Origin of the sequence: Salipiger sp., assembly GCF_048261495.1 — a bacterium.
GTDB lineage: Bacteria > Pseudomonadota > Alphaproteobacteria > Rhodobacterales > Rhodobacteraceae > Salipiger.
The window spans coordinates 146,435-167,615 of record NZ_JBLXFX010000006.1; the positions used below are offsets into that span (position 1 = coordinate 146,435).

General features: G+C 68.2%; 22 protein-coding genes. 10 read left to right on the forward strand and 12 right to left on the reverse strand.

The genetic code is table 11. The features are described 5' to 3' along the window. Positions 1 to 140: 140 nt before the first annotated feature. Genes ACN0RJ_RS13875 through ubiA form a run of 3 tightly spaced genes read right to left on the reverse strand, consistent with a single transcriptional unit; the run spans position 141 to position 3,421 of the window. A complete protein-coding gene (locus ACN0RJ_RS13875; protein WP_417720422.1) occupies positions 141 to 470 on the reverse strand; it encodes a hypothetical protein in 330 nt (109 codons plus the stop codon). Continuing rightward, on the reverse strand, positions 467 to 2,392 hold the full coding sequence (locus tag ACN0RJ_RS13880; protein WP_417720421.1) for an OmpA family protein: 1,926 nt from the start codon (positions 2,390 to 2,392) through the stop codon (positions 467 to 469). Before ACN0RJ_RS13880 ends, ACN0RJ_RS13875 begins: the two co-directional genes overlap by 4 nt. Positions 2,393 to 2,452: 60 nt before the next feature. Continuing rightward, entirely contained in the window at positions 2,453 to 3,421 is a 969-nt protein-coding gene (gene ubiA, locus ACN0RJ_RS13885; protein ID WP_417724651.1) for a 4-hydroxybenzoate octaprenyltransferase, read from the reverse strand. Positions 3,422 to 3,433: 12 nt separating this feature from the next. Between ubiA and ACN0RJ_RS13890 the strand changes: the two genes are divergently transcribed. The 3 genes from ACN0RJ_RS13890 (at position 3,434) to ACN0RJ_RS13900 (ending at position 6,125) form a co-directional block, all read left to right on the forward strand. After that, complete coding sequence (locus tag ACN0RJ_RS13890; RefSeq protein WP_417724652.1) at positions 3,434 to 4,156, forward strand: 16S rRNA (uracil(1498)-N(3))-methyltransferase; 723 nt, start codon at positions 3,434 to 3,436, stop codon at positions 4,154 to 4,156. Next, the gene (locus tag ACN0RJ_RS13895; RefSeq protein WP_417720418.1) at positions 4,153 to 4,683 is read left to right on the forward strand and encodes a hypothetical protein; all 531 of its coding nucleotides are present in this window, start codon (positions 4,153 to 4,155) and stop codon (positions 4,681 to 4,683) included. The genes ACN0RJ_RS13890 and ACN0RJ_RS13895 overlap by 4 nt, the downstream gene beginning before the upstream one ends. A gap of 71 nt (positions 4,684 to 4,754) precedes the next feature. Beyond that, positions 4,755 to 6,125 carry a glutamate--cysteine ligase gene (locus ACN0RJ_RS13900; protein WP_417724653.1) on the forward strand — a complete coding sequence of 457 codons (1,371 nt, stop codon included), beginning with the start codon at positions 4,755 to 4,757 and terminating at the stop codon, positions 6,123 to 6,125. A gap of 117 nt (positions 6,126 to 6,242) precedes the next feature. On the opposite strand, the gene ACN0RJ_RS13905 is transcribed toward ACN0RJ_RS13900, so the two are convergent. From ACN0RJ_RS13905 to ACN0RJ_RS13920, 4 genes are all read right to left on the reverse strand, one after another. Beyond that, a complete protein-coding gene (locus ACN0RJ_RS13905) occupies positions 6,243 to 6,824 on the reverse strand; it encodes a DUF805 domain-containing protein (protein ID WP_417720416.1) in 582 nt (193 codons plus the stop codon). A gap of 120 nt (positions 6,825 to 6,944) precedes the next feature. Further along, entirely contained in the window at positions 6,945 to 8,522 is a 1,578-nt protein-coding gene (locus ACN0RJ_RS13910) for a gamma-glutamyltransferase family protein (protein ID WP_417724654.1), read from the reverse strand. Positions 8,523 to 8,953: 431 nt separating this feature from the next. After that, positions 8,954 to 9,427, reverse strand: a complete 474-nt coding sequence (locus ACN0RJ_RS13915; RefSeq protein WP_417720414.1) for an ATP-binding protein — start codon at positions 9,425 to 9,427, stop codon at positions 8,954 to 8,956. Between the two features lie 31 nt (positions 9,428 to 9,458). Next, positions 9,459 to 9,797 (reverse strand): STAS domain-containing protein, encoded by a 339-nt coding sequence (locus ACN0RJ_RS13920; RefSeq protein ID WP_417720413.1) that lies wholly within the window; start codon positions 9,795 to 9,797, stop codon positions 9,459 to 9,461. A gap of 94 nt (positions 9,798 to 9,891) precedes the next feature. Here ACN0RJ_RS13920 and ACN0RJ_RS13925 point away from each other — a divergent pair, with 94 nt between their 5' ends. From ACN0RJ_RS13925 to ACN0RJ_RS13940, 4 genes are all read left to right on the forward strand, one after another. After that, a complete protein-coding gene (locus tag ACN0RJ_RS13925) occupies positions 9,892 to 11,064 on the forward strand; it encodes an acetyl-CoA C-acyltransferase (protein ID WP_417724655.1) in 1,173 nt (390 codons plus the stop codon). Positions 11,065 to 11,147: 83 nt separating this feature from the next. Then, positions 11,148 to 11,600, forward strand: coding sequence for a GAF domain-containing protein (locus tag ACN0RJ_RS13930; RefSeq protein WP_417720411.1), 453 nt, complete (start codon positions 11,148 to 11,150; stop codon positions 11,598 to 11,600). Positions 11,601 to 11,641: 41 nt separating this feature from the next. Further along, the gene (locus tag ACN0RJ_RS13935; protein WP_417720410.1) at positions 11,642 to 12,286 is read left to right on the forward strand and encodes a pseudouridine synthase; all 645 of its coding nucleotides are present in this window, start codon (positions 11,642 to 11,644) and stop codon (positions 12,284 to 12,286) included. 129 nt (positions 12,287 to 12,415) lie between these two features. Further along, positions 12,416 to 13,069, forward strand: coding sequence for a peroxiredoxin (locus ACN0RJ_RS13940; protein ID WP_417724656.1), 654 nt, complete (start codon positions 12,416 to 12,418; stop codon positions 13,067 to 13,069). A gap of 47 nt (positions 13,070 to 13,116) precedes the next feature. On the opposite strand, the gene ACN0RJ_RS13945 is transcribed toward ACN0RJ_RS13940, so the two are convergent. The 4 genes from ACN0RJ_RS13945 to glyA all read right to left on the reverse strand — a co-directional run bounded on the left by ACN0RJ_RS13945 (position 13,117) and on the right by glyA (position 17,730). After that, positions 13,117 to 13,707: a hypothetical protein gene (locus ACN0RJ_RS13945; RefSeq protein ID WP_417724657.1), complete on the reverse strand. Its 591-nt coding sequence runs from the start codon at positions 13,705 to 13,707 to the stop codon at positions 13,117 to 13,119. Beyond that, positions 13,697 to 15,343: an MFS transporter gene (locus ACN0RJ_RS13950; RefSeq protein WP_417720407.1), complete on the reverse strand. Its 1,647-nt coding sequence runs from the start codon at positions 15,341 to 15,343 to the stop codon at positions 13,697 to 13,699. Before ACN0RJ_RS13950 ends, ACN0RJ_RS13945 begins: the two co-directional genes overlap by 11 nt. A 213-nt stretch (positions 15,344 to 15,556) precedes the next feature. Further along, entirely contained in the window at positions 15,557 to 16,087 is a 531-nt protein-coding gene (locus ACN0RJ_RS13955) for a PEP-CTERM sorting domain-containing protein (protein ID WP_417724658.1), read from the reverse strand. Positions 16,088 to 16,434: 347 nt separating this feature from the next. After that, positions 16,435 to 17,730 (reverse strand): serine hydroxymethyltransferase, encoded by a 1,296-nt coding sequence (glyA, locus tag ACN0RJ_RS13960; protein ID WP_417724659.1) that lies wholly within the window; start codon positions 17,728 to 17,730, stop codon positions 16,435 to 16,437. A 164-nt stretch (positions 17,731 to 17,894) separates the two neighbouring features. Between glyA and ACN0RJ_RS13965 the strand changes: the two genes are divergently transcribed. Continuing rightward, positions 17,895 to 18,656: an NAD kinase gene (locus tag ACN0RJ_RS13965; RefSeq protein WP_417720404.1), complete on the forward strand. Its 762-nt coding sequence runs from the start codon at positions 17,895 to 17,897 to the stop codon at positions 18,654 to 18,656. 67 nt (positions 18,657 to 18,723) lie between these two features. Here the strand turns inward: ACN0RJ_RS13965 and ACN0RJ_RS13970 are convergent, their stop codons facing one another. Then, entirely contained in the window at positions 18,724 to 19,974 is a 1,251-nt protein-coding gene (locus tag ACN0RJ_RS13970; protein ID WP_417724660.1) for a hypothetical protein, read from the reverse strand. Positions 19,975 to 20,094: 120 nt separating this feature from the next. On the opposite strand from ACN0RJ_RS13970, the gene ACN0RJ_RS13975 reads away from it, so the two are divergent. Together ACN0RJ_RS13975 and ACN0RJ_RS13980 are read left to right on the forward strand one after the other, a co-directional pair. Beyond that, positions 20,095 to 20,478 (forward strand): VOC family protein, encoded by a 384-nt coding sequence (locus ACN0RJ_RS13975; RefSeq protein WP_417724661.1) that lies wholly within the window; start codon positions 20,095 to 20,097, stop codon positions 20,476 to 20,478. A gap of 159 nt (positions 20,479 to 20,637) precedes the next feature. After that, entirely contained in the window at positions 20,638 to 21,171 is a 534-nt protein-coding gene (locus ACN0RJ_RS13980; protein ID WP_417724662.1) for a hypothetical protein, read from the forward strand. Positions 21,172 to 21,181 lie beyond the last annotated feature (10 nt).

The window sequence follows — 21,181 nt, forward strand, 5'->3', positions numbered from 1 at the left end:
CACACGCCGCCCGTCCCACCGACATTTGCCCGGGGCAGGTTCGGGACACCGCCACGGGCACCGGCCGCCGCCGGACGCCGAAGGCGGCCGGGGGCTGATCCTGCGCCGCAACGCGGCTCCGCTTCTTCAGGTTTGAGGGATCAGGCGGTGCCCTGCTGGCGCTCGATCCAGCTGCGCAGTTCCTCGGCCTCGTGACGCGCCTCGCGCAGGCCTTCCATGGCGGCCGAAAGCTCCGCTTCGGTCTGGGCAAGCTGGTTGGTCAGCTCCGCCTCGCGCTGCTGGAGATAGGTGATCGCCTGGTCGCGCGTCTCTTCCGCCTCGTGCAATTCCTGGCTCATCCGCTCAAGCTGGTCCACATCGGCCTGGCTGACCCGCTTGAAGCGGTGAATGAGCCAGTTGGCGAACCAGCCCATGCAGAATGCCACGAAAAGGATGATCGCCGTCGCGATCACGAATTCCGTCCGGTTCATTGATCTGTCCCCCCGGTTTCTTCTTGTTGCTGCTCGTCCTGCGGCGCATCCGTACCATCCGCGCCGTCGCCTTCAAGGGTCTCCAGCGTGGTGACCTCGTCTTCCACGGGTTCGGGGCGGATCAGGCGGAACTCGATCCGCCGGTTCGCCTCGCGGCCCTCCTCCGTGCCGTTGTCGGCGATGGGCTGCTCTTCCCCGTAGCCGGTCACACGATAGGAGGCGGTCAGCACCCGCCGGTTGCGCAGCGCGTCCAGAACCGCCTGCGCGCGCTCCTGGCTCAGCTGCTTGTTCATGGTCTCGCGGCCCTGGCTGTCGGTATGCCCCTGAATCTCGAGCGGGATGTCCCCGCAGAGTTTCAGCAGCTCGGACAGCTCGTCCATGATGTCCTTCGCCGACGCGTCGAGATTGGCCGACCCCGGTTCGAAGGTGATCTTGCGGTCGCCGATGATCTCGACGATCTGCGCTTCGCATTCCTCCGGCGACGGCAACCCGAGCGAGGCGTCGAGCTTTTCCTGATAGGTCACGTCGATGTCGAGTTCCGCCGTCTCTCCCAGCTTTTCCGCCAGCAGCCCGGCGATCTCGGCATTGGCCTCGGCATTGCCGGTATTGCCGGACACCTCGACCAGGTCCGGCGTCACACGGACAAACCCGTTGGACAATTCGCCCAGCGCCTCGAGCCCGGCCAGCACCCGCGCCGGCCAGCCCGAGGGCAGGCCGGTGTCCACCCGCGCCGCGGTGTAGACCTTTTCCGAGCCGAAGCGCGCCCGGGCAAAGCTGTCGGCGGTCTGGCGGGCGATTTCCGAATTGATCCGGCCGCGCAACTGCACGGCGCCTTCCGGGCTGAGGGTCGCGGTGAACTCCGGCGGCCCCTGGTCCTGCGGGTTCGGCGTTTCCGGCAGCACCGCGTGCAGCGCGAAGACCTCCGGAAGCGCGTTCTCCAGCTCTCCGACCACGCGGTCGAACAGCGCCTGGTCCGTCCCCTCGGGGACAAGCAGCGCGATGTCGGCATTCGAGAAGGTCACCGACCCGCCGCCGATCGTCGCCACCGCCGAGATCGCGAGGTCCGCCGCATCCGCCCAGCGGCGCGACGGCACCCCGAGCCCGATGGTGCAGCTTGCCTTGCCCTGCAGCCCGGCGCGGTGGGCGGCGGCCAGAATGCGGTCGCGCGCGACCTCGGTGTCGGCGGAACAGGCATCGAAGCGCGCGCCGTCCTCGTCGATCAGGAACCGCAGCGCGAAGGGCGTGATGACCGGGCGCGGCGCCGAGACGTCCAGCGCCAGCGTCACCTCTGCCGGGGCGCGGCGGGACAGGTCGGCGGAGAGGCGGCGCTTGGCGTCCTCGCTGTCGGCCATCGCCTTGATGCGCACGCGCCCGGCCTCGACCGAAACCTTGGAGCGCGGCAGGTCGCGCAGCGCGCGGGCGGCGAAATCCAGCGTCTCCTCCCAGGCTTCGGGGGCCGGGAAATCCGCCACCTCCAGCAGGTCGGAGACCTTGCTCTCGTCCCCTTCCAGCGCCACCAGCCGGGCCAGAAGCGCCTCGCGGTCGGTGGCCGAGGGGATCAGGCCGATGATCGACAGCCCGCCGTCGTTGCGCAGGATCTCGACCGAGAAATGCGGCGGCCGGATGTCCTCGGGCTCGGCCACAAGCATCTGGTCGATGACCCGGGCGGAATCGACCACCCCGCCGGCGACGGTGACGGCGCGGAACCGCTCCGCCTCGTCCGGGGCGGTGCCGATCAGAAAGACCTGCAAGCCGTTCACGTCGACTTCGGCCCAGCCCAGTTCCTGAAGGTCCAGCGAATGCATCACCCCGATGCGGGAACTGTCCTCGACCAGGCGGACGGCAAAGAAGGCTGCGACGAGGCACAGGAACGCGGCGGCAACAAGCGTCAGGGCCGGGAGCACGATCTTCGACAGTCGCATCGGCACGCAATATCCTTGATTGTTTTCAGTTCTGATACGCCCCGCATCCCCGGGGCGCAATCACGCGAGCAGGGCTACGGCGAAAAACAGCACGGGCAACAGGCCCGCATCGCGGTTGGAGCGGAACAGCATGAGAAGCCGTCCGTTGTCGTCGACGTCGAGTTTGCGCATCTGCCACATCATGTGCCAGCCCATCGCCCAGGGTCCGCCGATCAGGATCACGAGGGTCAGGATCTCGCCCCGCGGCGCGGCAAGGACGACGGCCAGGCCCATCAGCGCGACGGTGGCCACGAGAAAGCGCGCGAGCCATTTCGGCGTGGCCGCGTCTCCGAACAGGCGGGCGGTGGATTTCACCCCGATTAGGGCATCGTCCTCCTTGTCCTGGTGGGCATAGATGGTGTCGTAGAACAGCGTCCACGCCATGCCCGAGACATAGAGCACCACCGCCGGCAGCCCGAGCGAGCCGGTGTGCGCGGTCCAGGCCAGCAGCGCGCCCCAGTTGAAGGCGATGCCCAGAAAGACCTGCGGCCACCAGGTGAACCGCTTGGCAAAGGGGTAGATCGCTACCGGCAGCAGCGACAGCACCCCGAGCGCGATGGCGGCGGGGGGAAAGGTCAGCAGGATGCAGAAGGCCACCAGCGATTGCGCCACTGCCCAGGCCAGCGCCTGTTTCGCGCTCACCTGTCCCGAGGGGATGGGGCGCGACGCGGTGCGCGCGACCGAGCCGTCGATGTCGCGATCGGTGATGTCGTTCCAGGTGCAGCCCGCCCCGCGCATGAGGAACGCCCCGATCCCGCAACCGGCAAGGATCCATAGGTCGAACCAGCGTGCCTGCCCGTCGCCGACCATCGCCAGCAGCAGCCCCCACCAGCAGGGCAGCAGCAGCAGCCACGTCCCGATGGGCCGGTCCGCGCGCGACAGCCGCAGGTAGGGCCGCGCAAAGGCCGGGGCGTGATGATCGACCCAGTTTCCGCGCACCGCGTCGGAAACCTGGCCCTGCGGCTCTGGCGTTGCTCCGGGTTGGCTCATATGTTCCGCCTCATGGATGCCAAGGTTCGCCTGTTCATAGATCACCCGCTGGGCGCGGGACAACCTGTCCCTCTGACGCGGGAGCAGGCGCACTATCTCTTTTCCGTGATGCGGATGACCGAGGGCGGCGCCGTGGCGCTGTTCAACGGCCGCGACGGAGAGTGGCTGGCCGAGGTCTCCGAGGCCGGCAAGCGCGGCGGCACCCTCACCTGCGTGACGCATTCGCGCCCGCTGCGGATGCCGCCGGATGTCTGGCTGATGTTCGCGCCGATCAAGAAGGCGCGCACCGATTTCATCGTCGAGAAGGCGGTGGAAATGGGCGCGGCGCGCATCCTGCCGGTGCAGACCGCCTTCACCAATTCGGAACGGATCCGCCAGGATCGCCTGCAGGCCCACGCCGTCGAGGCCGCCGAACAATGCGGCGCGACCTACGTTCCCGAGGTGGCCGAGCTGCAAAAGCTCGACCGGCTGCTCGGGGACTGGCCCGCCGACCGGCGGCTGGTCTTCTGCGACGAGGCCGCAGCGGGCGAAAGCGCCGCCGCGCTCGGTCCGCGCGGCGGCAAGTGGGCGATCCTCATCGGCCCCGAAGGCGGGTTCGCAGAGGCCGAACGCACCCGCCTGCGCGCAATGGACACCTCCTGCCGCATCGCCCTCGGCCCGCGCATCCTGCGCGCCGACACGGCGGCGGTGGCGGCGCTGACCCTGTGGCAGATGTCCTGCGGGGACTGGGCATGAGCCTGATCCGCCCCAAGGCGCGCGCCGCGCTCTGGCAGTGGCGCGAGGCGCTGACCGGGCTCGGGGTGCTGGCGCTGGGTCTCTACTGGGGCCTGTTCACCGGCGGCGGGCTGTTGCACTGGATCGGCTACGCGGTGGCCGTGCTGGGCGTCCTGCTCGTCATCGCGGGCCTTCAGCGCGGGCGCTTCCGGCTGGGAGACGGCGGCCCCGGCGTGGTGCAGATCGTCGAAGGGCGCATCGCCTATTTCGGCCCGCTCACCGGCGGCACCGCCGATCTCGACTCGCTCAGCCGGCTGGTGCTCGATCCCGGCGCGCGGCCGCCGCACTGGATGCTGCACCGCCCCGGAGAGCCGCCGCTGGCGATCCCGCTGACCGCCGAAGGGGCGGATGCGCTGTTCGATGCCTTCGCCACCCTGCCCGGCCTGCGCACCGAACGGATGCTGGCCGAAATGCGTCGCGACGGCACCGCGCCGGTCACCATCTGGGAAGCCGCTCCGCGCAAAAGCGCACACCTCCGTCTGCATTGACAAGCCGGATCATTCCGCCCATCCCTGACCATTGACGCGCCCGGAGCGGCCACAGATCGGAGCCTTGTTTCATGTCCATCCCTCAATCCGGCGGCGGGCCGATCGAACGCCGGGACCAGTTGGCCGAGTATCTGGAATCGGGCTGCAAGCCCAAGGAAGACTGGCGCATCGGCACCGAACACGAGAAGTTCGGCTATCTTTCGGACACCCACGAACCGCTGCCCTACGACGGTCCGCGCTCGATCCGCGCGGTGCTCGAGGGGCTGCGCGACCGGCATGGCTGGGCCCCGGTCGAAGAGGGCGGCCACCTGATCGGGCTGACCAAGTACGGGGCCAACGTCTCGCTCGAACCGGGCGGCGCGCTGGAGCTGTCGGGCGCTCCGCTCGAGACCATCCACCAGACCTGCGACGAGGTGAACGTCCACCTGCGCGAGGTCAAGGGGATCTCGGACGAGCTCGGCGTCGGCTTCATCGGGCTCGGCGCGGCGCCGGAATGGATGCATTCCGAAATGCCGCTGATGCCCAAGGGCCGCTACAAGCTGATGGATGCCTACATGGGCCGGGTCGGCACCACCGGCACCACGATGATGCGGCGCACCTGCACGGTGCAGGTGAACCTCGATTTCGGCTCCGAGGCCGACATGGTCAAGAAGATGCGCGTTGCCCTGGCCCTGCAGCCGGTCGCAACCGCGCTGTTTGCCAATTCGCCGTTCTTCGAGGGCAGGCCCAACGGCCTCAAGAGCTACCGCTCCTATGTCTGGCGCCACCTCGATGACGCCCGCACCGGGATGCTGCCCTTCGTCTTCGAGGAGGGCTTCGGCTTCGAGCGCTACGTCGACTACATGCTCGACGTGCCGATGTATTTCGTCTACCGCGACGGCAAGTACATCGACGCGCTCGGCCAGTCGTTCCGCGACTTCATGGAGGGCCGACTGCCCGCGCTGCCGGGCGAGACGCCGACGCTGTCGGACTGGGCGGACCACCTGACCACCGCCTTTCCCGAAGCCCGCCTGAAGAAGTTCATCGAGATGCGCGGCGCCGATGGCGGCCCGTGGCGCAGGCTTTGCGCCCTGCCCGCCTTCTGGGTCGGGCTGACCTACGATCAGGGCGCGCTGGATGCGGCCTGGGACCTGGTGAAGGGCTGGGATACGGAAACCCGCGAGGCGCTGCGCGTCGCCGCCTCGGAACAGGCGCTGCAGGCGACGGTCAACGGCATCTCGATGCACGATCTCGCCGGAGAGGTCGTCGCCATCGCCGAGGCCGGTCTGAAGGCGCGCGCCTGCCCCGGCGCGGGCGGCCTGCTGCCCGACGAGACGCATTTCCTGAACGCGCTCAAGGAAAGCATCGAAACCGGACAGGTTCCGGCGGACGAACTGCTGGAGCACTACGAGGGCGACTGGAACGGCGACCTCGGCCGGATCTACGGCGCCTACAGCTACTGAGCGGCGCGCCGCCCCCGCCACGGCGCGGGCGGCGCTGCCGGATGCTGCCTATCCGGAACAAGAAGAAGCCGGGGGTCCGAACGTGGCCCCCGGCTTTTCACATCCGTCCGGACCGGATCAGGCGACCGCGCGGCGCGACACGTTGCGCTGGAAATACTCGTGGATCTCCTGCTTGCGCCGCGCCACCTCCTCGGGAGAGGGCTGGCGGTCGGTGTGCAGCAGCACCGCATAGGCATCGAGCGGATTGGACCGTCCCGGCCCGGAGGACGGGCGGCCGCTCTCGCCGCGGGACGCCACGGTGCCGAGGGGCGCGCGCGGATTGCCCCAGGAATTGTCCTGCTCGTCGCCCGGCAGCAGCAGCAGGACGATCTGCACCATCCAGCCGACCACCGGAACGAAGGCCACCAGCAACCAGAGCGCCGAGCGGCCGGTGTCGTGCATCCGGCGAACCGAGGAGGAGAGGTTCGGCACCAGGGTCAGCAGGTAGACCACCGGGCTCAGGTAGCTGGTGAAGCTCATCGGAATCATGCCGGTTTCCGTATAGGCGCGGTACAGGGTCACGCCGTCCACCACGAGCGACAGCAGCGTGATCGCGATGACGAGCAACACCGCCCACCAGTATTCCGAACGCGAGGCGCGTCCGCTGAAGTTGAAGGCGTTGAAGACGTAGGATTCGAGGGCTGCAAGAGGGCCGAACATGACGGTGGGCTCCGGTCTGGTTGCGGGGACGTTTGACCGGAGCTTGGGCAGGAGGTCGGGCGAAAGTCGGGCAGCGGGGCGGCAATTGTGGGGATTGCCGTGATTGCCGCCCGACCCTGTTCAGTAACCGATGGCGCAGCCGTCCTTGCGCGGGTCCGACGCGCCTTCGAGCACGCCGGATGCGTGGATCGCGATGGCCTGCGCCCCGCCGATGGGTGCCTCCGGTTCCACGACATCGTGGCCCATTGCGACCAGCGCCGCCCGCACGTCGTCGGCATATCCGCGTTCGAGCCGCAGTTTGCCGTCCTGAGGGAAGGCACGCGGCGCATCCAGCGCCTCCTGCGGCTCCATGCCGAAGTCGAGCAGGTTGGACACCACCCGCGCATGGCCGTTGGGCTGGTACTGCCCGCCCATGACCCCGAAGGGCATGGTGACGCGCCCCTCATGGCGCAGGATCGCCGGAATGATCGTGTGCATCGGGCGCTGACCGCCCTTCAGCTCGTTCGGATGCCCCTCGGCCAGCGTGAAGCCCGCCCCGCGGTTCTGGAACAGGATGCCGAACTTTTCCGACGCGATCCCCGACCCGAAGCCGTGGAAGATCGAGTAGATCAACGACACCGCCATGCGGTCGCGGTCGACGACGGTGATGTAGATCGTGTCCTTGTGCACCGCCTCGGACAGCTCGGCGGGCGAGGCCATGGCCCGCTTCGGGTCGATCAGCGCCGCCAGTTCATCGGCCAGCGCATCGCTCATCAGCCGGTCGAGCCGGGTCATCGTGGCCGGGTCCGACAGGAAACGGTTGCGCGCATCATAGGCCAGCTTGGCGGCCTCGGCCTCGATATGGGCGCGCTCGGCCCCGAGCGGGTCCATCGCGGCGATATCGAAGCGTTTCAGGATGTTGAGCAACAGGATCGCGGTGACACCCTGCCCGTTGGGCGCGTGTTCCAGCAATTCGTGCCCGCCGTAGCCGCCGGAGACCGGCGTGCCGACGGTGCAGCGGGTCGCGGCGAAATCCTCTGCCGTATGCACGCCGCCCATGGCGGTCAGCGTCGCCAGCATGTCCTCGGCCACTTCGCCCTCGTAGAACCCGGCGCGGCCCTCGCGGGCGATCCGCCGCAGCACCTCTGCCTGTCCCGGCAGCCGGAACAGATCGCCCGTCCCCGGCACTGCGCCGCCGTTCAGGAAATGTCGGCGGCCGTGGCCCTGCAACACGGCGGAATCGGCCTGCCAGTCAAAGGCGACGCGGGGTGCGACGGGAATGCCGTCCTCCATGTAGCGGATCGCCGGGGCGAGGCTGTCCGCCAGCCCGAGCCGTCCCCAACGGGCCGACATGTCGCAGAAGGCGTCGACCGCGCCGGGCAGGCTCACCGCCTCGACCCCGTGCACCGGCACGACCTCGTGCCCCTCGGCGCGCATCCGCGCCGCCGACGCCGCGGCTGGCGCGCGGCCCGACCCGTTGACGGCGATGACATCCTCGGTGCCCGCGGGCGAGATCAGCGCAAAGCAGTCGCCGCCGATGCCGGTCATCTGCGGTTCGGCCAGTCCCAGCAGCACCGCTCCGGCGATCGCCGCATCGACCGCATTGCCCCCCTGCTTGAGGATATCGACCGCGGCGGCGGCGGCCAGCGGGTGCGACGTGGCGCAAAGCCCGTTCGCGGCGTAGACGGCCGACCGGCCGGGTTTCTGGAAATCGCGCATATACTCTGCCTCCTGCTCGGTGGCCGAGCATAGGGGCGTCGCAGGCCGCGTCAATGGAGGGGAGTAGTCCCCGACGCCCCGCACTGGGTGGGGGCTGAAACGGCGGAGCGCCGGGGTGAAGCTTGTTGCAGCTACCCCGTCAATATCCCCTTGGTTTCGGGCAAAAATATGGTGAGGAGGAGGTCTTGTCAGGGCAGTCGGAACGCCGCGCGCCGGGCATGCGGACGGCCCCCGCCGGAACCGGGCGGAGGGCATTGCCGTACATGCGCCGTGGGGGGAAAGTTCCTCGGCGCCACGCACTGGGTGGGGGCTGAAACGGCGTGACGCCGAGGGAAGCCATAAGCAGCTACCCCTCCCTTTTGCCGGGGTATTGCGGCTGCATTGAGATGGGATTGAGGCCGATTCAAGGTATCGCGACCGGCGCGCCGGGCTCAGGCGTGACCCGCCAGATCGGCATTCTCGAGGGACAGGCCGATTTCCAGCCGATTACCGCCGTCCTCGCGACGATAGACAAGCTGGTCCGCCATGGTGCGGATGAGGAACCAGCCGAATCCTCCCTCCGGCAGATCGTCGACCGGAACATCGACATCCACGGGCGAGCCGACGGGCAGCCGGTCCCCCGGCATCCGCGCCCCGCGATCCCGGATCACGAGGTCCACGCGCTCCGGCCCGGCCCGGACGTCGATGCGGATCCGGCCACGCGGGCAGTCGCGATAGGCATGTTCCACGACATTGTTGAGCACTTCGGCAAGGACGATTTCGGTGAACCCGCAATGCCCCGGCGCGAATCCGCAGCGCAACAGCGCGGCGGTCGTCCGGTCGAGCGCCACGCGGACATCTTCCGGAGTGGCGCCGATGTCCAGCGTCAGGGTCGGCGCCGGTCCTGTGTCGGGCGAATCCGCCATCTGGCCTGGGGCCCTCCGGTCGCGGGTGGGCTCAGCCGACCTTTGCGGCGCGGGCGGCATCGAGCGACTCGTGAATGACGAAGATCGTGTCCATCCGGGTCATGCGGAACACCTTGTCGACGATCGGCGTCAACCCGGCAAGATCCAGCCGCTGCCCCTCGCCCATCGCCTTCATCGCGGCGACGATGGCGCCCAGCCCGCTGGAATCGATGAATTCCACCGCCGCAAGGTCCAGCACCACGCGCTCGGCCTCGGGCGAGACAAGTTCGCGGACGCGATCCTTGAACTGGATGGCGACGGCCGCGTCGATGCGCGATTCCCCCACCTGGATGATCTGCGGCTCGCCGCCTGCAAGAGTGGTCACGTTCATTTGCCCGGCCTCGTGTTCCTGTTCCGATGCACAGGCTAGACGGCGATCCTTACCATTCGGTAAGCAGGAGACGGACAGGAGAGGAGACAGGGCCATGGCAGACATCGTCATCACCGGCGCCGCACGCACCGCGACAGGGGGGTTTCAGGGCGCGTTTTCCGACCTCGCCGCCCCGGATCTCGGAGGCGCGGCGATTCGGGCCGCCCTCGCCGAGGCGGGCCGCCCGCCGATCGACGAGCTGGTGATGGGCTGCGTGCTGCCGGCGGGCCAGGGCCAGGCCCCCGCCCGCCAGGCCGGTTTCCGCGCGGGCCTCGGCAACGAGGTCCCCGCCACGACCCTCAACAAGATGTGCGGCTCGGGGATGAAGGCCGCCATGGTCGCCTACGACCAGATCGCGCTCGGCCATGCCGTGACGATGGTCGCGGGGGGCATGGAAAGCATGTCCAACGCCCCCTACCTGCTGCCGAAGATGCGCGGCGGGGCGCGGCTCGGCCACGACAGGGTCGTCGATCACATGTTCCTCGACGGCCTCGAGGATGCCTATGACAAGGGTCGCCTCATGGGCACCTTCGCCGAGGATTGCGCCGAGGGCTTCCGCTTCACCCGCGAGGCGCAGGACCAGTACGCCATCGCCTCGCTCGACAACGCGCTCGACGCCGAGCGCAGCGGCGCCTTCGTGGACGAGATCACCCCGGTCACCATCCATGCCCGCACCGGCGAAGAGATCATGACCCGCGACGAACAGCCTGGGCGCGCCCGCCCCGAGAAGATCCCGCACCTGAAACCCGCCTTCCGCAAGGACGGGACGGTGACGGCGGCCAATTCCTCGTCGATCTCCGACGGCGCCGCGGCCTTGGTGCTGACCACGCTGGACCATGCGGTAAGCTCCGGCACCGTGCCCCGCGCCCGGATCCTCGGCCACGCCACGCATGCGCAGGCCCCGTCGCAATTCCCCACCGCTCCGATCCCCGCCGCCCGCAAGCTCCTCGAGCGCATCGGCTGGAAAAAGGGCGATGTCGACCTCTGGGAGGTGAACGAGGCCTTTGCCGTCGTGCCCATGGCCTTCATGAAGGAAATGAGCCTCCCCCGCGACGTGGTAAACGTCAACGGCGGCGCCTGCGCCCTCGGCCACCCCATCGGCGCCAGCGGCGCCCGCATCATCGTCACCCTGCTGAACGCGCTCGAAAAACGCGGCCTGCGCCGCGGCATCGCCGCCATCTGCATCGGCGGCGGCGAAGGCACCGCCATCGCCATCGAACGCCTCTAGGCCTCTTCTGGCCGAAAATATCCCGGGGGAGCGCGCCAGCGCGCGGGGGCAGCGCCCCCACTCCGCCACCACAAGGAGCTGCCATGCAGGTCGACTACCCCGCCCTCGCCAGAACCGTCGCCGCGCTGACCGGGGGCGAGCGCGATTCCGTCGCGCTCATGGCCACCCTCGCCTGCGAGGTGCACCATTCCGACGACCGCTTCGACTGGACCGGGTTCTACCGGGTGACAGAGCCGGGCCTGCTCAGGATCGGCCCCTACCAGGGCGGGCACGGCTGCCTCGTGATCCCGTTCGAGCGCGGCGTCTGCGGCGCCTGCGCCCGCACCGGCACGGCGCAGATCGTGCCCGATGTCGATGCCTTCCCCGGCCATATCGCCTGCGCCTCCACCACCCGCTCCGAGCTGGTGCTGCCGGTGCGTGACGCCACCGGCGCGCTGATCGCGGTCTTCGACATCGACAGCAATCAGCCCGATGCCTTTGCCGAGGATGACGCGATCCGCCTCCAGGCGATCCTCGACGCCACCTTCGCCCGCTAGCCCCCTTGCCCCGCGCGCCCGCATTTGCAACAGGGGGCGCCATGACCGCCTACGATCCGCCCGGGGGAGAGATCCCGATCCTGCACGCCGACCACGAAATCCTCGTGGTCGACAAGCCCGCCGGCCTGCTCTCGGTGCCCGGCAAGGGTCCGGAGCTGGCCGATTGCCTGATCTCCCGGCTGGAACGGGCCTTTCCGACCGTGCGTCTCGTGCACCGGCTCGACCGCGACACCTCCGGGGTGATCGTCTTCGGACTGACGCCGCATGCCCAGCGTCACCTCGGCCTTCAGTTCGAGCAGCGCCGCACCCGCAAGACCTATGTCGCCCGCCTCGCCGGGCGGCTGGAGCCGCGGACCGGCACCGTCGACCTGCCGCTGATCGTCGACTGGGAAAACCGCCCCCTGCAAAAGGTCGACCACGAGACCGGTCGCCCCGCCCTCACCGACTGGCGGGTGATGAAGGCAAGCGACGAGGAAACCCGCGTCCGGCTCTTTCCCAAGACCGGGCGCAGCCACCAGCTCCGCGTCCACACGCTGGCGCTCGGGCATCCGATCCTCGGCGATCCGCTCTACGCGCCCGAAACCACGGCGACCCACCCCCGGCTGATGCTCCATGCCGAGGAACTGCGGCTCGCTCACCCGGACGGCGGTGTCGGAATGTCGTTCCGCTCGAAAGCCCCGTTCTGAAAACCCCGGCCGGGGCAGAATGTCCGTCCTGTCTTTGATCCGGCCCCATGACATTCCGCCGGTCCGCCCCTATCTTGCGCAACGAACCCGGACACAAGCATCCGGCAGACCGCAGGAAAGGAAGGCATCATGGCACTTCGCATCAACGACGAAATTCCGAACATCCATGTTTCCACGGACCAGGGCGATTACGACCTGCACGATTTCATCGGCGGGAAGTGGACGGTCCTCTTCTCGCACCCCAAGGATTTCACGCCCGTTTGCACCACCGAATTCGGGGCCGTGGCACAGCTGGCCGACGAATGGGCCAAGCGCGACACAAAGGTGATCGGCATTTCCGTGGACGGCGTCGAGGACCACAAGAAGTGGAAGGGCGACATCGAGAGCTTTGCCGGCAGCAAGGCGGGCTTCCCGATCATCGCCGATGAGGATCTCGCCGTCGCCAAGGCCTTCGACATGCTTCCCGCCGAAGCCTACCTGCCCGACGGCCGCACCCCGGCCGACAGCGCCACGGTGCGTTCGGTCTTCATCGTCGGCCCGGACAACAAGCTGAAGCTGATGATGACCTACCCGATGACCATCGGCCGCAACTTCGGCGAGGTTCTGCGCGCGCTCGATGCGCTGCAGTTGACCTACGGTGTGCCGCTGGCCACCCCGGCAAACTGGAAAGTCGGCCAGGACGTGGTCGTCGCCACCTCGCTCGACAACGAGCAGGCAAAGGAGAAATACGGCGAGCTGGACATCCGGCTGCCCTACCTGCGGTTCGCCAAGTCGCCGGCCTGATCGTCAGGCACCTATCCGGAAAGGCCCGCCCGCAACGGCGGGCCTTTTCACTTCGGCAGGATCAGGACGACGCGGCGAGGGACGAATCCGAACCGGTTTGCCACGCCCTCCACCAGCAGCCGGTCGCCGGGCCGGATCTTCTCCCACTGTGCCCGAGGAAGGCCGCAGATGTCGTTTGCGTAGAAGGGCAGGCCCGCCACTGTCAGCCCCTCGTTGCAATAGCGGCGGGAGGTGTTGCGGTGCAGCGCCGCTACCGTCAGTTCTGCGGTTGCGGGCGTCCCCGCGAAGCGGGTGACGATGCCGGGCAATGTGCTTTGCAGGCAGACAACCGTGCCCAGGGCAAAGGCCGCACAGAACGCGACGACGGCCAGCCGATAGGGTGCGTCGGCGCCGTCGACGGCCCGGGGCGCGCGCAGGTCGCGGCGGTTCAGCGTGCGCAGCATCCGCAGCCAGACCAGGGCGACGGGCGGCAGGCCGACCGCCAGCGCGGCCTGCATCCAGCCGGGAGACGGCAGGAATCCGGGCCTCAGGAAGAATTCCAGCGCGGCGGTCACGATCACCAGCCACGCCCCGAGGTGCATGACCACGTTCGTCGCCTGCGACCCGCGAACCGGGGCATCCGGGGCATTACATCTCATAGTCATAGACTCCGTTGCGCCGGCGCGGGATCGACGGGCGCTCGAGCATCCGCCGCGTGTGCGGCTTGGCCTCGCCCCGGTGCAGGGTCAGCAACTGCTCCCAGCTGCCATGGTCGGATTTCGTCCGCCGGGTGTTGTGGCGCACATAGTCGACCCAGGTGGGGACATGATAGGTCTCCTCCCAGATCCGGGGATTCTCGAGGTCGCGCATCAGCACCCAGTTGCGCGCCCCGTCGCGAATGCGCACCCGCCGCCGCTCGGCCATGATTTCCAGAAAGCGGGGCACGTCCTCGGGGTCGATCTCGAACTGGGTCACCGCCATGATCGGCCCGCTGCGCGGCTTGAGATCGAGCTGCAGGATCGGTTCGCGGAACCGGTCGAGCGGCGTCATGTCCAGATCGCCGTATTCCGGCAGCGGCAGGCGCCGGCCCAGCAACCCGCCGAAGGCCAGCACCGCCGCCGCCGCGGCCAGCGCGACCCCGGTGCCGCCGTGGTCCGACACCGTCCCCCAGAGCCAGCTTCCCGCCGCCATCCCGCCGAACGAGGCCGACTGGTAGAGCGCGATCGCCCGCCCCACGACCCAGCGCGGCGTCGACAGCTGCACCGTCACGTTGAACAGCGACATGCCCACCGTCCAGGCCATGCCGTTCAGCATCAACGCCGGGGCGGCGATCAGCAGGTCAGGTGCCAGCGCGAGGACCGCCGTGCCGATCATCGCGCCGAAAAAGGCGATCTCGACCATGCGTTCATTGTCGAACCTCGCACGCAGCCGCGCGTTGTTCAGCGCCCCGAGCACGGCGCCGAAGCCGAAGAACCCCAGCATGATGCCGTAGATCGTGGCATCTCCGCCCAACCGTTCCTGCGCCACGATGGGCAGCAGCGACAGCACCGACACGCAGGCAAGGCCGAAGATGAAGGCCCGCCCCATCACGTTCAGCAGGTTGGGCGACATCGCGACGTAGCGCAGCCCCGAGCGCACCGCGAAGGTCAGCGGTTCCCGCGGCAGCTTTTCGTCGCTGGTCGGGGATTTCCAGAACCACAGCACGACGATCATCGCCACGTAGCTGACCGCGTTCATCGCAAAGGCCGCGGCCGCCCCCGCCGCCGCGACGATCAGCCCGCCGATCGCCGGCCCGACCGAGCGCATGGCATTGAACCCCATGGAGTTCAGCGACACCGCCGCCGGCATGTCGTGACGCGGCACGATATCCCCGAGAGAGGCCTGCCAGGACGGGTTGAAGAAGGTGCTGCCGGTGCCGATAAGGAAGGTGAGCAGGAGCAGCATCCAGGGCGTCATCAGCCCCAGGTAGGCCAGCGCGGTCAGCAGCGCGGCCGCGGCCATCATGAAAAGCTGCGCGCCGATCATCACGTTGCGCCGGTCGTATTGATCCGCAAAGGTTCCGGCCAGCACCGCGAACAGCATGGTCGGCACCGTGACCCCCGCCTGCACCAGCGCCACCATCGTGTCGCTGTCGCTGATCCGGGTCATCATCCACCCCGCGCCCACCGACTGCACCAGCGTCCCGAGGTTGGAGACAAGCGACGCAAGCCAGCGGTTCCGGAAGGCCGCGATGCGCAGCACGGACAGGGACGTGGGCGCCGGAGCGGGCCTCGGAGGTGGGGGGGACAGGACCATGTGTGCGATGGTAGACCGGAGGCCACCGGGCCGCCAGAGGCCCTCGACCGGGATATCGTGCTCCTGCGTCGAATTTCGCGACTCCGGAGGCGCGGGGCCACCTTCAAGCGGTTTGCCACCGCTCCTTCCCGCGAAGCCGCACGGCCCGCCTGGTCTTGCAAAATGGAAAGCGGGCCCTCGGGCCCGCCTTTGCAGTCGCCGTGATCGGGTTTGTCAGGCCGCAGCCTTGCGCTTCTTGCGCCACCCGAAGAAGCCGAGAAGCCCCAGGCCACCGCCCAGCAGCGGAGCCGCCGCCGGCAGAGGAACCGTGGAAGCTCCGGAAATATCGGTGTTGATCGTGAGCGTGTAATTCATCGGGAGATGATCGTGATCAGTTGCAATCGCGTTCGACCCCGTATCCCAGTACGAGCCGTGCGACGTGATCCAGGCGGTATAGGTTCCGATGGCCAAGGTCGACGACAGGAAACTGTTCAAACCGCCGCCGCTGTCATCGTCCTGTGAAATGAAGGTACTGTTGTCGAGGACGCCGTTCCCCGAAAAAAGACCGAGGAAGGCGTCGCTGTCGCTCGAGAGCTGCAGCGTGGTGGTGCCTGCAACATCCACGTCGAAGACGAAAAGTTCGTATGCACCCACCGGCGGGGAAGTCAAAAGTCCGCTCGTGGTAAACGTAGCGGCCTGCGCTTCTGACGTCAGCCCACCGACAAACAGCGCACCTGCTACTGCAAGTAGCGAAAGCTCTTTCATTATCTGGCTCCAAATCATGCTCGATGACCAAGTGACCCAGCGTTAGCCGTCAGGATTTCCTGCGGCAAGAAATATCGTTCGGCAGTTGAAGAATTTTGAATTCCGTATCTCTGGCCCGTCTGCCGACCGAAGCGGATCTTGTCCTTGCAAGGCATGGCCTTGGCCCGCCCTGCTCCCGGGGCGGGTTCGATCCGGCGCTTTCCGGTTTTCACAAGACTGACGGATCGCGGGTTCCGGAGCTCGGTGCCCCCGCGGCGCGCAACCACCTCCCTTCCGGAGAACCGACTCGACACGGAAAAGGGGCCGGAGATCGCTCTCCGGCCCCTTCGATCGCGATGATCTGCCACTCAGAGCGTGGGATAGATCGGGAAGCGCTTGAGGAAGGCTTCGACCTCGCCCTTCACCTTGGCCTCGACCTCGGCGTTGTTTTCCTCGCCGTTGGCGGCCAGACCGTCGACAACCTCGATGATCCAGTCGGCGATCTGACGGAACTCCGCCTCACCGAAACCGCGGGTCGTTCCGGCGGGCGACCCCAGACGGATGCCGCTGGTGATGGTCGGCTTTTCCGGATCGAAGGGCACGCCGTTCTTGTTGCAGGTGATGTGGGCGCGACCGAGCGCCTTTTCGGTGGCGGTGCCCTTGACCCCCTTGGGGCGCAGGTCGACCAGCACCACATGGGTGTCGGTGCCGTGGGTCACGGTGTCGAGCCCGCCCTTGATGAGCTGATCGCTGAGCGCCCGCGCGTTGGCGATGACCTGCTTGGCGTAATCCTTGAAGCCGGGCTGCAGCGCCTCGCCGAAGGCGACGGCCTTGGCCGCGATGACATGCATCAGGGGGCCGCCCTGGATGCCGGGGAAGATCGCCGAGTTTACCTTTTTGGCGATATCCTCGTCATTGGTGAGGATCATGCCGCCGCGCGGACCGCGCAGGGTCTTGTGGGTGGTGGTGGTGGCCACGTGCGCATGCGGGAAGGGGCCGGGATGTTCCCCGCCGGCGACGAGGCCGGCGAAATGCGCCATGTCGACCATGAGGTAGGCCCCCACGCTGTCGGCGATCTCGCGCATCCTGGCAAAGTCGATCCTGCGCGGAATGGCCGAGCCGCCGGCGACGATCAGCTTGGGCTGGTGCTCGGTGGCGAGTTCCTGCACCTGGTCGTAGTCGAGAAGGTTGTCCTGCTTTCGCACGCCGTACTGGATGGCGTTGAACCACTTGCCCGACTGGTTGGGCTTGGCGCCGTGGGTGAGGTGCCCGCCCGCGTCGAGGCTCATGCCGAGGATGGTGTCGCCGGGCTTGATCAGGGCCTGGTAGACGCCCTGGTTGGCCTGGGAGCCGGAGTTGGGCTGGACGTTGGCGAAGGCGCAGCCGAACAGCTCCTTGGCGCGGGCGATGGCCAGTTCCTCGGCCACGTCGACCCAGTCGCAACCGCCGTAGTAGCGGCGGCCCGGGTAACCTTCGGCGTACTTGTTGGTCATCACCGACCCCTGCGCCTGCATGACCGCGCGGGAGACGATGTTTTCCGACGCGATCAGCTCGATCTCGTCGCGCTGGCGACCGAGCTCGCCGGTGATCGAGGCAAAGACTTCGGGATCGCGGGAGGACAGCTCTTCGGTGAAGAAGCCGTTGTCGCGGGTGGGGGCGTTCATGGGCCGGACCTCCGGTTGGATTCGGGATGTGGCGCCTAGGTAAAGGAAACATGACGCGGGGCAAAGCCATCAAAGCGACCGGATGGGTTTCAGCTGCGCCATGGCTGGCAGTACGGGAAAACTTGTGCTTGTTTCGGAAAGGTCGGGAGAGGTCAGGAAACTGCATGACGCTTAGAATTGCCTTCTGCGCCTCGCGCGCGCCCATCGCCCAGGCGGCGCTGGCCGGGCTGACGCGCCGCTACGGCAACCATGCCGAGGACGGGGCGGAGGTGATCGTGGCGCTCGGCGGCGACGGATTCATGCTGCACACGCTGCACCGGACCGAGGAACTGGCCGTGCCGGTCTACGGCATGAACAGGGGCACGGTCGGCTTCCTCATGAACGAATATTCCGAACATGCGCTCGAAGAGCGGCTCGGCGCGGCGGAAGAGGCGGTCATCAACCCGTTGACGATGCGGGCGCACCTGGTCGACGGCACGGTGCACCGGGCGCTGGCGATCAACGAGGTGTCGCTGCTGCGCACCGGACCGCAGGCGGCGCGGCTGGCGATCTACGTGGATGGCAAGCTGCGGATGCCGGAACTGGTCTGCGACGGCGCGCTGCTGTCCACGCCGGCGGGATCGACCGCCTACAACTATTCCGCCCACGGTCCGATCCTGCCCATCGGGTCGGAGGTGCTGGCGCTGACCGCGGTCGCGCCGTTCCGGCCGCGTCGCTGGCGCGGGGCGCTGCTGCCCAAGGCGGCGGAGGTGACCTTCGAGGTGCTGGAACACGAAAAGCGCCCGGTCATGGCAGAGGCGGACAGCGATTCCGTGCGCGACGTGGTTCGGGTCGACATCCGGTCGGAACCCCGTGTCGAACACCGGGTGCTGTTCGACCCCGGCCACGGGCTGGAAGAGCGCCTGATCCGCGAACAATTCGTCTGACGTCGTCCGGCGCTCGGCCCGGTCGGTGACCGGACCATCGCCCCGCCCGCCGTCCCGCCGTTCCGGCTCAGGCGTAGGCGTCCAGCACCGGGGTGGCGCGGAGCATGGTCACCCCCTCCTCTCCCGCGCGGACGAGGCCGATGGCGGCGGCATCGGTCGCACCTTCGAACCGGATCGAGCCCTCGCCGAGATGCAGGATCAGCGCATTGCCCTCCTCGGTGAGCGACCAGTCGCCGACATCCTCGCCCAGCCGGATCACCACCTCCGCCCCGTCCGAGAGCATGACGGTATCGTTGCCGTCGCCCGCATCGTAGCGCAGCGCCACGGTTCCGCCTTCGAGCAGGATGGCATCGTCGCCGCGTCCCGCCTCCAGGGAGAGCACCGTCCGTACGTCTAGGGTGATCGCATCGTCGCCCGAACCCGTGTCGACATCGGCACCTCCCGCGACCGCCGACAGCATCCGCGCCTCGGCCGTGTCGCCGGGCGTGTAGGGATCATCCCCGACCAGCGTACCGACCTGAGAGGCGCCGACCACGGCCCGGACGGTGACGGCATCGTTGCCGCTGCCGGTGCGGATGTCGCCCACAAGTCCCGCGTCGAGGGTCACCGCATCGCTGCCCGCGCCGGAATGGACCCCGACCACCGCGTCGGCGTCGATGGCGATGGCATCGGCCCCCCTGCCCGTGTAGATGCCCTGCGCGAGCGCGGCCCGGATCGCGACCGCGTCGTCGCCTCCCCCGGCGCCGCGATGCCTCGGATCGGTGTGGACGCCGCGCACCACCTCGGCGGAGAGCGTCACCGCATCCGATCCGGCACCGGTGCGCAGGCCGTAGACGGCCCCGGCGGTGATCGAGACCGCATCGTTGCCGCGCCCGGTATGGATCGCGCCGACGGCGCCATCCGACCTTGCGGTCAGCGTGTCATTTCCGCGACCGGTGTAGATCGTCACGCCGCGCCCCTTTCCGGGGTGCCCGCCCATCAGCCGTTGCAGCGCCTTGCCGAGCTGGACCATCCGTTTGCGCATCCGGTGCAGGCCGCGATCCCGTGCGCCGGACAGGGTCTGCACGTCGCGCGCGGCGGCCGAACCCGCCTCTTCCCGGTCCCTGGCGGCGCGGAGCAGCGCGCCCGCGTCGCGCGCCGCCGTGGACTCCGCACCGGCGGATCCCGGATCCGCATCCGCTTTGCCGCCGTCCGCCGAACCGGCGACAAGGCTCACGTCGATGACCGCGGACCCGACCGAGGCCTGCGCCCCGTTCGGCCCGGTGCTCGCCTGCAGCAGGCTGACGGCGGTGTGACTGGTGTAGGCGATGAGGGACATCGGCGGCACTCCTTTTCGGGAAAGGGTGCGGCGGGCAGCTTGAAATGCGTTTAACTGTCCAGCGGGAAATGGCTAAAATGCCGGAAATCCTGCCCGCACCAGAGAAAGGACAGCCTCCGAATGTTCCGGGGAATCCACCACATCGCGTTGATCTGCAACGACTATCCCCGCAGCAAGGCGTTCTACACCGAACTTCTCGGGCTGCGGATCCTGGCCGAGACCTGGCGCGCGGAGCGGCAGAGCTGGAAGCTGGATCTCGAGGTGCCGGGCGGCGGGCGGCTTGAGTTGTTCTCCTTTCCCGACGCGCCGCCCCGGCCGTCGCATCCGGAGGCGCGCGGCCTGCGCCATCTCGCCTTCGCGGTGGAGGATGTGCGGGCCGCCGCGGACCGGCTGACCGGCCTCGGGATCGCGGTCGAGCCGATCCGGCGCGACGCGCTCACAGACCGGCTGTTCACCTTCTTCGCGGATCCGGACGGCCTGCCGCTCGAACTCTACGAGCTCTGAGGCGATACCCCGCCCGCGCGCACACGCAGGGGACGAAAGCAAAGATGCAATCCGCCCACACCTTGCCGCCGGTTGCGGCGGTTCGGGGGAATGCCTTTCCTCGGCCGGGGCAAACGGCTAGGATTCAAGGGAATATCCGAAGGTGGAAGGCGGGTGGTCATGTTCATGCGTATCGGGATCACACTCGCCTGCCTGCTGCTTGCCGGATGCGACGGCACGGCCGATGGAAAGGGCACCCGGATCGACGGCTACGAACTGATCCGCATCGCCCGTCAGAACCCCTATGGATGCAGTGGCTACGATCCGGTCAGCGACACCTGTTCAAGCCTGTCGACCATGACCCCGGACGGCGCCACCTTCTACAGTCAGGGCAAGGTGCTGTTCCCCGCCGATCCGCCGATCGAGGTCACCGGCGGCATGCGGTTCATCATGACGGCGGACGGTCGGCTCTGCGGGTATGGCGACAAGCCCCGCGCGCGGGCCACCGGCGGCACGGCGGACCAGCGCAAGGCGGCCGAAGCGGTGATCAAGGGCAGTTTCGAAGCCTTCCGCCTGCTCTGCTCCACCTTCTACGAACGCGACGACGGGCAGATCTACAGCCTGATGACCGATGCCGACGGGCGCAGCGTGCCCATCGGCGAGGAGATCGTCTATTTCTTCGACCGGCCCAAGACGCTGCGTCCGGCGTTCTGAGTCCGGCGTT

What these genes read in the sequence shown, in the direction of transcription:
- ACN0RJ_RS13875 (WP_417720422.1), bottom strand. Translation starts at nt 470, where the DNA reads ATGAACCGGACGGAATTCGTGATCGCGACGGCGATCATCCTTTTCGTG.
- ACN0RJ_RS13880 (WP_417720421.1), bottom strand. Translation starts at nt 2,392, where the DNA reads ATGCGACTGTCGAAGATCGTGCTCCCGGCCCTGACGCTTGTTGCCGCC.
- ubiA (WP_417724651.1), bottom strand. Translation starts at nt 3,421, where the DNA reads ATGAGCCAACCCGGAGCAACGCCAGAGCCGCAGGGCCAGGTTTCCGAC.
- ACN0RJ_RS13890 (WP_417724652.1), top strand. Translation starts at nt 3,434, where the DNA reads ATGGATGCCAAGGTTCGCCTGTTCATAGATCACCCGCTGGGCGCGGGA.
- ACN0RJ_RS13895 (WP_417720418.1), top strand. Translation starts at nt 4,153, where the DNA reads ATGAGCCTGATCCGCCCCAAGGCGCGCGCCGCGCTCTGGCAGTGGCGC.
- ACN0RJ_RS13900 (WP_417724653.1), top strand. Translation starts at nt 4,755, where the DNA reads ATGTCCATCCCTCAATCCGGCGGCGGGCCGATCGAACGCCGGGACCAG.
- ACN0RJ_RS13905 (WP_417720416.1), bottom strand. Translation starts at nt 6,824, where the DNA reads ATGTTCGGCCCTCTTGCAGCCCTCGAATCCTACGTCTTCAACGCCTTC.
- ACN0RJ_RS13910 (WP_417724654.1), bottom strand. Translation starts at nt 8,522, where the DNA reads ATGCGCGATTTCCAGAAACCCGGCCGGTCGGCCGTCTACGCCGCGAAC.
- ACN0RJ_RS13915 (WP_417720414.1), bottom strand. Translation starts at nt 9,427, where the DNA reads ATGGCGGATTCGCCCGACACAGGACCGGCGCCGACCCTGACGCTGGAC.
- ACN0RJ_RS13920 (WP_417720413.1), bottom strand. Translation starts at nt 9,797, where the DNA reads ATGAACGTGACCACTCTTGCAGGCGGCGAGCCGCAGATCATCCAGGTG.
- ACN0RJ_RS13925 (WP_417724655.1), top strand. Translation starts at nt 9,892, where the DNA reads ATGGCAGACATCGTCATCACCGGCGCCGCACGCACCGCGACAGGGGGG.
- ACN0RJ_RS13930 (WP_417720411.1), top strand. Translation starts at nt 11,148, where the DNA reads ATGCAGGTCGACTACCCCGCCCTCGCCAGAACCGTCGCCGCGCTGACC.
- ACN0RJ_RS13935 (WP_417720410.1), top strand. Translation starts at nt 11,642, where the DNA reads ATGACCGCCTACGATCCGCCCGGGGGAGAGATCCCGATCCTGCACGCC.
- ACN0RJ_RS13940 (WP_417724656.1), top strand. Translation starts at nt 12,416, where the DNA reads ATGGCACTTCGCATCAACGACGAAATTCCGAACATCCATGTTTCCACG.
- ACN0RJ_RS13945 (WP_417724657.1), bottom strand. Translation starts at nt 13,707, where the DNA reads ATGAGATGTAATGCCCCGGATGCCCCGGTTCGCGGGTCGCAGGCGACG.
- ACN0RJ_RS13950 (WP_417720407.1), bottom strand. Translation starts at nt 15,343, where the DNA reads ATGGTCCTGTCCCCCCCACCTCCGAGGCCCGCTCCGGCGCCCACGTCC.
- ACN0RJ_RS13955 (WP_417724658.1), bottom strand. Translation starts at nt 16,087, where the DNA reads ATGAAAGAGCTTTCGCTACTTGCAGTAGCAGGTGCGCTGTTTGTCGGT.
- glyA (WP_417724659.1), bottom strand. Translation starts at nt 17,730, where the DNA reads ATGAACGCCCCCACCCGCGACAACGGCTTCTTCACCGAAGAGCTGTCC.
- ACN0RJ_RS13965 (WP_417720404.1), top strand. Translation starts at nt 17,895, where the DNA reads ATGACGCTTAGAATTGCCTTCTGCGCCTCGCGCGCGCCCATCGCCCAG.
- ACN0RJ_RS13970 (WP_417724660.1), bottom strand. Translation starts at nt 19,974, where the DNA reads ATGTCCCTCATCGCCTACACCAGTCACACCGCCGTCAGCCTGCTGCAG.
- ACN0RJ_RS13975 (WP_417724661.1), top strand. Translation starts at nt 20,095, where the DNA reads ATGTTCCGGGGAATCCACCACATCGCGTTGATCTGCAACGACTATCCC.
- ACN0RJ_RS13980 (WP_417724662.1), top strand. Translation starts at nt 20,638, where the DNA reads ATGTTCATGCGTATCGGGATCACACTCGCCTGCCTGCTGCTTGCCGGA.